The organism is Polyangiaceae bacterium (genome assembly GCA_015075635.1).
Taxonomy (GTDB): Bacteria; Myxococcota_A; Polyangia; order Polyangiales; family Polyangiaceae; genus JADJKB01.
Map to the genome: position 1 here is coordinate 3,166,904 of JABTUA010000001.1, position 12,912 is coordinate 3,179,815.

General features: G+C 70.6%; 16 protein-coding genes and 1 tRNA gene. 7 read left to right on the forward strand and 10 right to left on the reverse strand.

Going from position 1 to position 12,912, the window contains the following annotated elements; all coding sequences use genetic code 11:
• Positions 1-68: 68 nt before the first annotated feature.
• The 7 genes from HS104_14395 to HS104_14425 form a co-directional block, all read right to left on the reverse strand.
• Entirely contained in the window at positions 69-212 is a 144-nt protein-coding gene (locus HS104_14395; protein MBE7481159.1) for a hypothetical protein, read from the reverse strand.
• A gap of 158 nt (positions 213-370) precedes the next feature.
• Positions 371-970, reverse strand: a complete 600-nt coding sequence (locus HS104_14400) for a hypothetical protein (protein MBE7481160.1) — start codon at positions 968-970, stop codon at positions 371-373.
• Positions 971-979: 9 nt separating this feature from the next.
• Positions 980-1,159, reverse strand: a complete 180-nt coding sequence (locus tag HS104_14405; GenBank protein ID MBE7481161.1) for a hypothetical protein — start codon at positions 1,157-1,159, stop codon at positions 980-982.
• Between the two features lie 106 nt (positions 1,160-1,265).
• Complete coding sequence (locus HS104_14410; protein ID MBE7481162.1) at positions 1,266-2,033, reverse strand: 1-acyl-sn-glycerol-3-phosphate acyltransferase; 768 nt, start codon at positions 2,031-2,033, stop codon at positions 1,266-1,268.
• Positions 2,034-2,091: 58 nt separating this feature from the next.
• Positions 2,092-4,023 (reverse strand): PAS domain S-box protein, encoded by a 1,932-nt coding sequence (locus HS104_14415; GenBank protein MBE7481163.1) that lies wholly within the window; start codon positions 4,021-4,023, stop codon positions 2,092-2,094.
• 68 nt (positions 4,024-4,091) lie between these two features.
• Positions 4,092-4,763 carry a hypothetical protein gene (locus HS104_14420; protein MBE7481164.1) on the reverse strand — a complete coding sequence of 224 codons (672 nt, stop codon included), beginning with the start codon at positions 4,761-4,763 and terminating at the stop codon, positions 4,092-4,094.
• 15 nt (positions 4,764-4,778) lie between these two features.
• Complete coding sequence (locus HS104_14425) at positions 4,779-6,389, reverse strand: aminotransferase class V-fold PLP-dependent enzyme (GenBank protein ID MBE7481165.1); 1,611 nt, start codon at positions 6,387-6,389, stop codon at positions 4,779-4,781.
• Between the two features lie 51 nt (positions 6,390-6,440).
• Here HS104_14425 and tsaB point away from each other — a divergent pair, with 51 nt between their 5' ends.
• Genes tsaB through HS104_14455 form a run of 6 tightly spaced genes read left to right on the forward strand, consistent with a single transcriptional unit; the run spans position 6,441 to position 10,426 of the window.
• Positions 6,441-7,106: a tRNA (adenosine(37)-N6)-threonylcarbamoyltransferase complex dimerization subunit type 1 TsaB gene (gene tsaB, locus HS104_14430; protein MBE7481166.1), complete on the forward strand. Its 666-nt coding sequence runs from the start codon at positions 6,441-6,443 to the stop codon at positions 7,104-7,106.
• A gap of 38 nt (positions 7,107-7,144) precedes the next feature.
• Positions 7,145-7,852 (forward strand): Crp/Fnr family transcriptional regulator, encoded by a 708-nt coding sequence (locus HS104_14435; protein MBE7481167.1) that lies wholly within the window; start codon positions 7,145-7,147, stop codon positions 7,850-7,852.
• A gap of 53 nt (positions 7,853-7,905) precedes the next feature.
• Entirely contained in the window at positions 7,906-8,706 is an 801-nt protein-coding gene (locus tag HS104_14440) for a tetratricopeptide repeat protein (GenBank protein ID MBE7481168.1), read from the forward strand.
• 14 nt (positions 8,707-8,720) lie between these two features.
• Complete coding sequence (locus HS104_14445) at positions 8,721-9,152, forward strand: helix-turn-helix domain-containing protein (GenBank protein ID MBE7481169.1); 432 nt, start codon at positions 8,721-8,723, stop codon at positions 9,150-9,152.
• Positions 9,153-9,175: 23 nt separating this feature from the next.
• On the forward strand, positions 9,176-9,886 hold the full coding sequence (recO, locus tag HS104_14450) for a DNA repair protein RecO (protein MBE7481170.1): 711 nt from the start codon (positions 9,176-9,178) through the stop codon (positions 9,884-9,886).
• Between the two features lie 18 nt (positions 9,887-9,904).
• A complete protein-coding gene (locus HS104_14455) occupies positions 9,905-10,426 on the forward strand; it encodes a hypothetical protein (protein MBE7481171.1) in 522 nt (173 codons plus the stop codon).
• Between the two features lie 4 nt (positions 10,427-10,430).
• Here the strand turns inward: HS104_14455 and HS104_14460 are convergent.
• Positions 10,431-10,502 (reverse strand) — tRNA-Val (locus HS104_14460).
• 147 nt (positions 10,503-10,649) lie between these two features.
• On the opposite strand from HS104_14460, the gene HS104_14465 reads away from it, so the two are divergent.
• A complete protein-coding gene (locus HS104_14465; GenBank protein MBE7481172.1) occupies positions 10,650-11,366 on the forward strand; it encodes a hypothetical protein in 717 nt (238 codons plus the stop codon).
• On the opposite strand, the gene HS104_14470 is transcribed toward HS104_14465, so the two are convergent.
• On the reverse strand, positions 11,350-12,213 hold the full coding sequence (locus HS104_14470) for an endonuclease/exonuclease/phosphatase family protein (GenBank protein MBE7481173.1): 864 nt from the start codon (positions 12,211-12,213) through the stop codon (positions 11,350-11,352). The genes HS104_14465 and HS104_14470 overlap by 17 nt on opposite strands.
• Positions 12,214-12,245: 32 nt before the next feature.
• Entirely contained in the window at positions 12,246-12,887 is a 642-nt protein-coding gene (ysxC, locus tag HS104_14475) for a ribosome biogenesis GTP-binding protein YsxC (GenBank protein MBE7481174.1), read from the reverse strand.
• Positions 12,888-12,912: the final 25 nt, after the last annotated feature.

The window sequence follows — 12,912 nt, forward strand, 5'->3', positions numbered from 1 at the left end:
CTTTCATCTGGTCTCGTCGGTCTGCAAACGCCGCGCTCCCCGCAAAGGCCGCGGCGTTTGCGCTTTTGTCAGGCCGCTTCGATCCCAAGGCTCCGCTCGGCCAGAGCGATCGTCCCCGGCAGCACGGGCTGGTCAGCCACGATCGCGATCGTGGCCTGCCGGCTCAGCTTCAGGCGCTGGGCGGCGCCGCGCGCCCCGAGCTCGTCGACCAATCGCGCGACCCGAACCCGGAGAACCTCCGGCGCGCGAGTCCCGCGTTGCACACGCTGTCGTTGTTCGTTGTGAGCCATGAGCCCAGCGTGATGCCTGGACACACGTTCGCGCAATGCGAGATCAGCTCTCGCAACGACTCTGTGTGTAGACGCGCGAGCTACACTCGGGACGCGCTCTTGCTACGCCACTTCTGCCAGTCGACGCGCAGCGAAACAGCCTTCACGCGCCCGAGACCGGCGGCGTGCACAAGCCTGGCGAGCGCATCCCACATCTTCGGCATGGTGCTCTTGGCGCGAACGCGGCGCCCACGCATCCATGCCTCGACGGCGGGTCCAATCTCGGCGCGAGGCTCGATGCCCGCCATCTGGGAAACGATGTGCTGGACGTCGGCCTCGACGTTTCGCCAGCGGGGGTCGGCGTCGCGCAGCTCGAGGGCCTGACTCTGCTCTGCGGCCGCGTGGGCCACCGCTTCGATCAGGACCATCCGGCGCACCCTGTCCGCGTCCCAGCCGTAGAACGCGCCCCAGGCACGCTCGACGCAGGCCTTGACCTCTGCCCGCTGGGCGTCGCCAAGGCGCCGGCTCCGGAGCTGGTCCGCCTTGACCGAAAGCAGCACCGCGAGCGCGTCGGCGCGGTCAGCGAGGGCGTTCCGCGGCGGCGGCGGCGCGGCGGGCTTCGGCGGCGGAAGGCCAGCCTGCTTCAGAGCCGCTCGAACCAGCGCCTCGCCCGGTGCCCGCGGTTTCTTGGGCTTGGCCATGGCCCCAGCCTACTTCCCGCGCCTTGTGCGCTCCACTCCCAGATCGACGACGCTGGCCCGGTGCTGCAGCGCCTCGAGCTGGGCCCCGAGCTTGGTCACCAGGGTCCACTGGCGCGCCTTCGTGGCGAGCCCGATCGCCTGGATCAAGTCGTCTTCGGACAGCTCCGGATCGCCCCCGGATGGCCCCACGGCGCTCCGAAGCCGTGCGGTCTCGTGCGATCTCGGATCGCCGATCTCCCGATGCTCGGGCGTGGCTGCGTTTTCGGACTCGCCTGGGGGTCTGGGGGTCCCGGGTTCAAATCCCGGCGCCCCGACCATTTCTCTCCTGCTCGGCGAAGTAGCGGTCCTCCATCGCCTTGATGCGATCGATCACCTGACGGGACAGATCGCGGCTGGCGCGCAGCCCGCGGAAGCTCGTCTTGGGCTCGCACAGCTCGAAGTCCACGTGGATGCGGTCGCCGCGGGCGGGCTGGAAGCCCCAGCTCTCCTGGCGTTCGCCGCGCTGGTAGACGCACACCACGAGCGCGTCCGGCACGTCCTTGAGCAGGCGGCCGACACCGTAGCGGACGTGCTCCGCGTCGACGCGGCCGCTACGGCTGCGCCCGGCCTCGGGGAAGATCGTGACCAGGTCGCCCTGCCGGAGCAGGTGCGCGAGCTTGGCCAGCACCGCGCTGTGGTGCGCGGGGCTGCCGGCGCGGTCGATGGGCACCGTCTTGCCCAGGTAAGACATCAGCTTGAGCAGCGCGCCGCGCTGGAAGTTCTCCGTGGCAGGCACGTTCCAGGCAAACAGGCGGTAGTGGCGAAGATAGTCGAGCGGCGAGCACAGCGCCCAGTGGACGAAGAACGAGTCGACCATCGTCAGGTGGTTCGGGCAGATCAGGATCGGACGCTCGCTGCGGGCGACCTGCCGGAAGCGCCGCCGGAGCTCGGGCATGTCCTTCACGCGATTGCCGCGCACGACCCGCAAGTAGAAGATGGCCGCGGAGCTCACGCAGGGGAAGGCGAGCCAACCCAAGAGCCTCTGCAGGCGGAGCGAGGCGATCTCGCGCGACGAGGGCTGCATGGGCGGGTGACCTAGCGCGGCCAAGAGAGCGCGAGAAGACCGCGACGCATGACGGCCGTCAGCCCGCCTCGACCGCGGCCGGCGCCGCGCTTCGGCTGCGAGCCACTTGCTCGGCCACGGCCCGGAGCAGCTTTCCGACGGTCACCGGCTTGTCCAAGGTCACGTTGGGGAGCTCGGCGAGATAGCGACGCATCTCGTCCGTGAATACACCACCGCTGATGAACATGACGGCGGCCGCCTGCTCCGGGTGCCGCTCGGCGACGATCTTGTGGAGCTCGACCCCGGTCAGCACGGGCATCATCACGTCGCACAGGATCACGTCGAAGCGCTCGCCGCGCTCGAGCTCGTCGAGGATCGCCTGCGCCGACTGGGTGACGAACAGATCGTGGTGGCCGCTCAGCATGCGCTCGAGCGCGCTGCCCACCATGGCCTCGTCGTCCACGATGGCCACCCGCCCGCGACCCGAGCCCAGGCGCTGCACGGGCACCGTCGGGCGAGGCGCCGGCGCGCTCTTGGCGGAGAGCAACGCCACCCGGAAGGTGGTGCCCACCCCGGGGGTGCTGACGACGTCGATCTCGCCACCGAAGGAGGACACGATGGTGCGGCACATGGAGAGCCCCATCCCGCTGCCGATGCTCGAGGGCTTGGCGGCGTGGAAGGCCTCGAACACGTGCGGCACGTCTGCGGGCGCGATGCCGGCGCCGGTGTCGCTGACCTCGACGACCACGCGTCCGTCGGCGGCCTCGTGGGCGCGGACGTGGATCTCGTTCTGGTCGGCGCGCCCTGGTTCGATGGACTCCGCGGCGTTGACCAGCAGGCTCACGAACACGTCCTCGAGCCGCGTGGCGTTGCCCCACACCGGCGGCAAGCGCGCGATCTGCTTGACCAGCTCGGCGCGGTGGCGGATGTGGTTCCGCACTACCCGAAGCGCCGTCTCCAGCGTGGCCTCGAGGATGACCGAGGTGGGCACGTCGTCGACCGGGCCGGCGACGGACTTGAGCGCCTGGACCGCGTCGGAGATCCCGCTTGCCCCCTGAAGCGCTTCCTCCAGCGCGCGCGCCACCTCGCCCAGGCGCTGGTGCAAACGCTTGCCGGCGGCGGTGTCGAGCAAAAGCTCGGACTCCGCGCGGCACGCCGACACCAGATCGCGGGCGAAGTCCGTGTTGGCGACGACGGCGGTGAGCGGGTTGCTGATCTCGTGGGCCGTGCTGGTGGCCAGCCCCCCGACCGACGCCAGGCGCTCGCTGCGCACCATCCACTCGCGGAAGCGGCGAGCGGCGCTCGCGTCGCGGATCAACACCAGCGCCCCGCCCCCATCGCTGGCCGAGACGCAGACGTCGAAGAAGGCGTCGCCGCGCGGTCCGCTGGAGGCGTGCTCCAGCGTCACCGGCCCGCCGTCGTGGCACTTCGCCGCCGCCGCGCGGCAGGCGGCCGCGAGGTCGGGGTCGAAGAGCTCTTCGAGCGGGGAGCCGACGCAGCGGGGCGCCGGCGGGAACAGGCGGAACAGCGCCCCGAGCTGGGCGTCGGCGCACCTGCCGTCGGCGTCGAAGCGGAAGATGGCGTCGGGGATGGCGTCCACCAGCGCCCGGTAGCGGGCCTCGCTCGCGCGCAGCTCCTCTTCGGCTCGGTGCTGCGCGGTGACGTCCACCACCGCGCCTTCGTAGGCGATGACTTCGCCGCGCTCGTCGGTGAGCGCCCGCGCGTTGTCGCGCAGCCACACCACGCCGCCGTCGGCGCGCCGCTTCTGCACGTCGAAGTCGGTGACCCTGCCCTCGCTCTGGACCGCCGCCTGCCAGCGCTCGCGATCGGCCGGGTCCAGGTAGAGCTCGCGCGCATCGAGCTCCAGGAGCTCGGCGGTGGACGCATAGCCGAGCATGCGGCAAAGCTCGTCGTTCGCGTACAGGAACTCTCCGCTCGGCGTGGTGCGGTAGAGCCCCACCGGCAAGCGCTGCAGGTACTCGAGCCGGTCGTCATCGCCACCGACTGCCATGCTGGTGGGATCTTCTACGCTAGCGCCGCTCGGGCCGCCAGCCACGCGGAGCGAATCGGGAAAAGCCTTTACGTCCCGGGACGCTCGCGCTTCGAGCGCGCGAGCGCCTTCTCGTTGATCAAGCGCGTGGTGTCGGCCCATGCGCTGCGCTCGTCGTCCGTGGCCTTCCACAGGGTGAAGTGACAGGTCGGCGCGCCGGCCGGGATGGTCGAGTCGAAGCGCACGTCGAAGCCGAAGCGCTCCGACACCTCGCGCGCCGCGTCGATCATGCCCTGGACGAAGTAGCGCTGCACTCGACAGTCGAAGGCGCCGTAGTGGTCCTGGTGCGGGCACCACACGATGTCGAAGCTGACCCGCTCGGCGCCGTCGATGCGCGGCTCCTCGAGCGAGGCGTAGGCGATGCGGTTGATCACGGTGGCGTAGAACGAGACGAACTCGGCCTCGGTCAGGCCCTCGGGCCACTCGAAGCCGTCCAAGATCTGCCGCCCGACGTCGTGGCCGACCTTGTGCAGCGCCGCGTAGACCAGCTCCTGACCCTCGGCACCGAAGCGCGCCTCGGCCGACTTCAAGAGCTCGATCAGCGCCATGGCCTGCATCGTGCCCCACTGCCAGAGCACCGCGGGGTCGAAGTCGGTCTTCGCGAGCACCTCGTCGCGCAAGCGCCCGAGACCGCGGGCGTAGGGTTGTTTGAAGGAGAACTTCTCCCAGGCGGGCTCGGGACGGTGTTGCCAGTGGGCCATTGGCCCGAGTCTACGTCAGGCTCCGGCGACGGCGCCCGCCCCGCGGGCCTCTGCCGGCAGTTTGGCCCCGAGCCAGCGCTCGACCTCGTCCGCCACGGTGAAGTTCCCGGGAAGCGGCGGGGCGTCGCTCAGCCGGAACGTGCCATCCCGATCGCCGAAGTAGCGCCTGACCATCTCGTCGGCGCGCTGCACCAGCTGTTCCAGGGCGGAGCCCAACGCCTCGACGTCGTCCTCGGTCGAGTAGACGCCGAGCGACGCGCGCACCATGCCGGGCACGTTGCGCCGGTCGCCACACAGCATCTCCTGGCGGTAGCAGGCCTCGGTCTGATCGTCGACCCTGAGCAGGGCCTTGACGTACGGGTGCGCGCAGAAGCAACCGTCCCGAACCGCGATGTCGTGGAAGTCGTTCAGGTAGGCCGCAACCAGCCCGTGGTGCAGCCCCTGGATGTTGAACGACACCACGCCGGCGCGCGGGTAGCGTTCGAGATCGGTGCTGCCGTAGATGCGGATGCCGGGCACACGCTCGAGCCGCCGCACCAGCTTCTCGGTCAGCCGGTGCTCTCGCTCCGCCACCTCGTCCATGCCGATGAGCAAGAGAGCCTCGGCCACCAGACCCATGGCGATGGAGCCGGGGATGTTGGGAGTCCCGGCCTCCTCCCGGGCCGTCACGTCGTCCTTCAGCTCGAAGTCCTGCAGGGTGACGTACTCGACCATGCCACCGCCCACGTCCGTGACGCAGCGTCGCCCGCTCAGCGTCTCCAGGCTGCCGATCAGCGCGCCGCGGCTGCCTGGTGCGTAGAGCTTGTGCCCCGAGAGCACCAGGTAGTCGAGGGAGGCAGCCGGATCCGCCGAGTGCATCTCGACGCGCGCGTGAGGCACCCACTGCGCGCCGTCCACCAGGATCTGCGCGCCGACGGCGTGGGCCTGTCGGGCGATCTGGTGCACGGGGTTCACGATGCCGGTGACGTTCGAGACGCCGGTCACCGCGACCAGACGCACACGCTGGCCCTCTTGCTCCAGGATGCGCTCCAGATCCGCGAGGTCCAACGCGCCCGTCACCGGATCCACGCGCGCGGCGCGGAGGTTGTGGTGACCCACCGCCTCCATCCAAGGGATCAGGTTCGAGTGGTGCTCCATCGTGGTCACGACCACCAGGGGTCGAGCCACCATCTCGTCGAGCACGGCGCGACCGCTGTCACTCAACCCAGCGCCGAGCGCGCGCAGGAGCTCGGGCGGCGGTCCCGCTGGAAAGCGCTTGAGCACCGAGCGGAGCTCCGACGGAAACAGCGCGCGCGCCAGGAAGTTCGCAGCCCCGGTGGCGCCGTTCGCCGTGAACAACACCACGTCGCGCTCCGGCTGGTAGCCGACCAAGCGACCGATGGCGTCTCGACTGTCCTCGATGGCGCGGGTGGTGTCGCGACCGGCGCGGTGCGCCTCGGTGTGGCTGTTGGCGCAGGCGACCTGGAAGTAGTCCTCGAGCCCTCGCCACACCACCTCCGGCATCAGCGCCGTCGCGGTCGTGTCCAGATAGACGCGGCGCTCGCTGCCTCCCCCGAGCACGCGGTCCTTGCGCCCGAGTCCCAGGAAGCTCTTCGCGAAATGGTCGAACCTGCTCTCCGCCGGCATGGGAGGCGCGTCATAGCGCGGGAGCCCGCGCTCTGGTAAGCGTGTCGAGCGATGCGTCTGCTCTGCATCGAGACGTCGTCCCGTCGCGGATCCGTGGCGCTCGCGGAAGGACCGCGGGTCGTCGCGGCCCGGTCCCACTCCGAGCAAGCCGCCCACGCCGAGCGCCTGCGTCCCCTGCTCGACGAGCTCTTGTCCGAAGCGGGCTGGTCGAAGAAGAGCCTCGAGCGCGTCGGCGTCGGGATGGGCCCGGGGAGCTTCACCGGGCTGCGCGTCGGCATCGCCTTTGCCCAAGGCATCGCCCTCGGCCTCGAGATCCCGTGGGTCGGCGTGGGCTCCCTCGCCGCAATGGCCCGGGCCTGTCCGCCTGAAGCGGGCCCGATCCGCGTGGCGCTGCTCGACGCCCGACGACAGGAGGTGTTCGCGCAGGCCTTCAGCGCTAGCGGCGCTGCGCTGTCCGAAGCCGAGGCCCTGCCCCGCGCGGACGCCCTCCGCCTGCTCGGGGCTCGCTTCCCGGGCGCCCTGTTCCTGGGGGAGGTCGCGGCCGAGCTGGGCGCCGAGCCCGCGTACCGCTCCGAGAGCACCGACCTACCGGACGCGCGTGGGGTCGCCGTGCTCGCGGCCGAGCTCGAGCCCGCCGAGTCGATTCCAGAGCCGCTCTACGTCCGCGACTCCGGGGCAACGCCCCAAGCGCTCCCCCCCTCGCCGTTTCAAGACTGACCTTCCCTCGCCCCGGTCCCGCTGGCAGACTGGCCGCCGTGGCCAGCCCCGAAGAACAGCAGGAGAGGCTGCTCGCACGCTTCGGCCGGCCGTTTTCCGCGGGCGACGTCCTGTTCCGGGACGGCTCGCCGGCCGTGGAGGCCTACCTGCTGCAGCAAGGGCGAGTCCGGTTGATCAAGCAGATCGGCTCGGTCGAGCGCAGCCTCCGGGTGCTCCGGCCGGGTGACCTGTTCGGGGAGTCGGCCCTGGTCCGGGGGGCACCCCACAACTCCACCGCCGTCGCCCTGGCGGACGGTCTGGCCCTGGCGCTGGATCACTCGACCTTTCAGCAGGTGCTGGCGAGCAACGCCGCGGTCGGCAGTCGGGTCCTTCAGCAGCTGATTCGACGCCTTCGCGACGCGGAGGACCAGATCGAAGTGCTGATGCTGCGGGATTCCCACTCCAAGGTGGTGGTCTCGCTGATCAAGCTGGCCCAGCAGGCCGCTGCCGCCGGCAACGGCGACGGGCCGGTCGAAATCGCGGTCTCCCCGCTGGAGCTCTCGGCGCGGGTCGGCCTGGATGTCGACAGCGTCAAGCGCATCGTGCAGCAGCTCCGAGACCGCGGCTACGTGCAGATCGTGGACGAGAACGTGGTTCTGCCCGACCCCGGCGCCTTGAGGGAGCTCTACGGACTGCTCGGGGTCCGAGACCAAATCCTCGGCGACGAGGAGGGCCTCCAGAAGACTTCTGCGATCTCCGGCACCTAGGTTCTGGGCGCCGCGTTGACTCGGTTCTGGCCGTGCGCTATCGCCGGCGCCGGATGAAGCTCTCGCACGCTGCCGCCTTGGGGATCCTGCTCGCGGTCGGCGCTTGTACCGGGAAGGGCTCGAACACCCCGGGGAGCGGGGACCCGGAGAGGATGAGCGAGTCGGAGTACGACATCGCCCGCGACGCGTTCCTACGTCAGAAGAATCCGCGCCAGGCCCTCGATCACGCGCTCAAGGCCCTGGATCTGAACGAGGACAACTTCGAGGCAGCCCACCTGGTCGCCCTGATCTACCTCGCCCTGTGCAGCACCGGCACCGACGAATGCAGGCTCGGCGAAGCCGAGAAGTATGCCCGTGCGTCGCTGAAGGCGAAGGAGGACTTCCGCGAGGCGAAGAACACGCTGGGCGTGGTGCTCATCCACGCCAAGAAGTACGACGACGCGATCGCCGTGCTGAAGCCGCTGTCCGAGGACATGCTGTACCAGACCCCCGAAAATGCTTGGGGAAATCTCGGCTGGGCGTACCTGGAGAAGGGCAGGCTGGACGCGGCCATCGACGCCCTGTCGCGCAGCGTCGCCGCGCAGCCGCTGTTCTGCGTGGGCAACTTCCGCCTCGGCACCGCGCACGAGAAGAAGAAGCAGCTCACCGAGGCGCTCGAGGCCTACGGGCGTGCGCTCGCCACCGAGGCCCCGGCGTGCAAGGGGCTACAGGACGCCTACCTCGGGCGGGGTCGCGTGCTGGTGAAGCTCGGCCGCGGCGGCGAAGCGGAGGAGGACCTGCGCAAGTGCAAGGAGCTCCTGCCCACCTCGGCCGCGGGTAAAGAATGCAGCTCCATCCTGGCGAATCTCAAGTAGGCTCCCGTCTCGCCATGGAGACCGTGGGACAGCTCCTGCGCCGCCACCGCTTGGAGAAGCGGATGAGCGCAGAGGAGATCAGCCGTGCGACGCGCGTGCCGATGTCCAGCGTCGAGCGCATCGAGTCCGATCGCTTCGACGAGCTGCCGGGCGAGGTGTTCGTGCGCGGCTTCCTCAAGTCCTACGCACGCGCCGTCGGTCTGCCGGCGGAGGACGTGCTGGCGCGCTACACGGCGAGCCGGCGCGTTGCCTGGGTCACGCCGCTCCCGCTCTCTTCGGGCAATCCCGCGGTCAAACCCGCGCGGAGCAAGCGCTACGGCGTCGCGCTGGCCTTCGTGCTGCTCCTGATCCTGTTCACGCTCGCGCTCAGCATCGTGCTGAAGCCCCGCGGAGACGACATGCCGCAGGAGCTGAGCCGCCTGTCCGCGATCGCGGTCCGCGCCTGACCGTGGCGGCCGCGCGCGCCCGCATCGCCACCAAGACTCACGTCACGCGCGCGCTCCTGGTACGCCGTGTGGACTATGGCGAGAGCGATCTGGTGCTCACGTTCTTCACCGAACGCCTGGGTAAGCTGAGCGCTCTCGGGCGTGGCGCTCGCAAGAGTCAACGTCGCTTCGGCGGCGCGATCGAACCGATGCACACGCTCGTCGTCAGTCTGGACGAGCGCGCGAGCTCCGAGCTCTTGTCGCTCCGCGAGGCGAAGATCGAGACCGCGCGCACGCGCATCCTCGGGAGCCTCGAGCGCATGGAGGCCGCGGGGCGGGCGCTCGGTTGGGTCCGGCGCGCGTCACCGCCGCGTACCGCCGAGCCCGAGGTGTGGCGCGTGCTCGACACCTTGCTGACGCGCCTCGACGACGCGAGCCCCGAGGTCGCGCCCCGCATGGAGCTCGGCGAGGCCGGGCTCGCGTTGCTCGCGGCGTTCGGCTGGGGGCTCGACCTCGTGCGCTGCGTTTCGTGCGGAAAAGTCTGCCCCGAAGACCGCGCGGCCCTGGTGGACGTGGGCCGCGGCGGCCTGGTCTGCCGGTCCTGCGGCGGCGCCCGCCGGCGCATCCCGGGGCCCGCGCGCGCGCGCATGACCCGCGCCGCCGCCGGCCAGGGCGGCGCGCTCCTGCCCGCGGATCTGGAGCTGGCGCTCGAGCTGGTGGATCAGGGCTTCCGCGCGCACTTGGGCTTCGATTGACCGTGGTACGCTCCGCCCATGGCACTCGAAGCTCGAATCCGCAAGATCGCCACCGGCGTCACGGCCGGTGAGGCCGCGCACGCCCTCGCGCGCAGCTTTCGTCCGGGAGAGCTCCTGGACGACAAGGCCAAGGCACAGGCCGCCGAGTTCGAGGCCATCCTCGAGACGATGTTCCTGATGGCCGCCGTGGACGGGGTCGTGCAGAAAGACGAGCTCGAGCAGCTGGCCGCGAGCTTCCAGGCCGTCGTGGACATGCACCACGTGAAGGGCCTCGACTTGCAGGTTCTGCTCGATCGCTTCAACGAGAAGCTCGCTCGCGACGGCTGGCGCGCGCGGCTCGACGCCTGCGCGCAGCGCATTCAGTCGTCCGACTCCAGGGCGTTCGCGTTTCGTCTGGCGGCGGGGGTCGCCTTCGTGGACGACCACGTCGCCCACGCCGAGGCGGCGGCCATCGAGGCGCTGTCGAGCGTGTTCGAGATCCCGCGTGCGGAGTCCCAGGACATCCTGGACGAGGTCCACGCGGAGCTGTTCGGCGGCTGACTTGTGGGCGCAGCAGGGATTGAACCTGCGACTTCGTCCGTGTGAAGGACGCACTCTACCGCTGAGTTATGCGCCCGATCCGGCCACGCTCGGTGCCCGGCTCGACCCCGAGCTGCTCGGCCCGAGGAGCCGCGGTAGATAGCGCGCTCGGGCCGGAAGGGCAAGCGGGCGCGGCACTTGGCGGAGCCGCGCGGGACTTCATGATATAGGGACGCCCCCCGAAATGACCGAGCCGGACACGAGAGCGCTCCTCGCGGAGATCGAGGCCCGACGCAGCCGCGACCGCGTGGTGGGCCTGATGATCGTGGTGGTCGCCTTCGTCCTCAGTGTCGCGCTCTCGCTCTGGGCGAAGCGCGCCTCGCGCCCGGAGGTCGCCGAGCCCCCGGCGCCCCCGACCACCGGCGGCATCGTGGGCTTCCCCAACGCCGTGGACGTGGTCGGCTCGCTCGGCGGCGCGCGGGCCGTGACCCGTCGCAACCTCCTGCGCAACATCTGGGCCGAGGGCGTGAAGAGCGACGGCACCATCGACCTGAACGACGTCTCCGGTCGCGCGCGTTACACCTTCCAGAGCTTGGAGGGCGAAGGACCACAGCCGGCACGCGAGCCGGGGACCTTGCCGCGCCGGCACTACTGCGGCAAGCAGACCGTGCACCTGAAGAAAGAAGGGTTGGTGGCGGATCCGGACGTGACGGACTACCCGTGCCCGACTCAGCTCCTCGATCCGCTGCCGGAGCCGCCACGCTGCGGCTTCGCCGAGGTGTGGGCGCACGCCATCAAGAACGGCGCCCCGCGCAATCGCATGGCACGCATCGAGTACTACCGCGCCAAGGCCGGTCCCGCCTGGCGCTTCGAGATCCCCGCCACGCCGCACAAGTTCGCGCTCTACGGCGACTGCGGGCGGCAGCTGGAAGAGGCCGAGGCGTTCACGGTAGCTCCCTGAGCGCGACGTCTCGCCGGGCGCCGCGCCACGCCCAGCGTGGATCGCGCGTCGCCACCTGAAACCTCGCGACCACCGGCAGGTGATCGGAGGAGCCGCGGGGGAGTACCCGCGCGTCCAGGGGCAGAAAGCCGCGGTCGAACAGGATGTGATCGAGCCGCTGGCGCACCTCCAGGCCGAGCATGGGGTAGCGCCAGGTGTGCGCGCCGGGCCGGAACAAAGGCAGCGCGTTCTGGAAGCCGCGAGCCTCGAGCCAGCGGATCGCCGCGCCATCGCTCTCCTCGTTGAAGTCGCCGACCACCAGTGTCGGCACGTCGGGCGACGTCCAGCGCATGAAGTGCCGGATCTCGTCCAGGTGGTCACCGCGCAGGGTGAGCAACGCGGCGAGGTCGTTGCTGCGCCCGCCCATCTTGGCGCGCAGGTGCACCAGCAAGATCTGGATCGGGCCGTTCGGGGTCTCGATCTCGACGTGCCAGGCCGGGTGCCAGCGGTTGGGCGAAGGACGATGGCCGCGGTCGACCACCGGGAAGCGCGACAGCACCGCCAGACCCCCGGGCCCGAAGCGTGGGGCGTTGTGCTGGTAGCGCTGGTGGGGGTAGCGCGCGCCGTAGCGACTCCTGAGCACCGGCTCGAACTCCGGCGTGGTCTCCTGCAGGCAGACCACGTCCGCGTCCCCCGCCCCGATGGCCTCGATCACGCTCCGGTCGTCGTGTCGGCCAGCCTCGACGTTGTAGCTCGCGACGGAGAGGGTCGGCGCACCCGGCGCGGCGGAGCGCGGCGCGAGCGGCGGCGATGCGCAGCCGCTCGCGCCCAGCGCGAGCGCGGTCACCAGGAGGAGCCAGCGCGACATCGCCTCCGAGTGTTGCACTCGGCTCGAGCGATTCAAGCCGCGGACTTGCCGATGCCCGCGGCCGTGCGGATCCGCTGCCACAGCTCGTCGCGCCCGAAGGCCGTCTCGGCGGAGAACCCGAGCACCGGCAGGCCGGCTGCCTTCCGCACCTTCGCGAGCTCGAGCTTCTGCTTCGAGAGCGGCAGCTTGTCCAGCTTCGTCGCGACGACCAGCGTCGTCAGCGGCGGCCGCGAGACCCGCGGCTTGGACGCGACCATCTCGAGCAGGTCCCGGTCGTCCGGCTCGAGACCCCGCCGCACGTCGACGATCGCCACCACGACCCGGAGCGTCGCCCGCCCGAGCAGGTAGCCTTCGATGAGCTGAGCCCAGGCGTCGCGTTCGCTCTTGCTCCGACGCGCGAAGCCGTAGCCGGGCAGATCCACCAGCGTCACGCGGGCGCCGTCGGCGAGCTCCGCAGCGTAGAAGCCGATCTTGCGGGTGCAGCCGGGCGTGCCGCTGACCCGCACCAGGTTGCGCCGCGAGATCAGGCAGTTGAGCAGGCTGCTCTTGCCGACGTTCGAGCGCCCGGCGAAGGCCACCTCGACCGAGAGCGGCGGCGGCAGCTCGCCGACCCCCGCTGCGGCGGCCGAGAACTCTGCGCTCTTGACGCGTGCTTCGTCGGCGGCGGGGCTCATGGCGGCCCGAGCTTGCCGCTTCGGC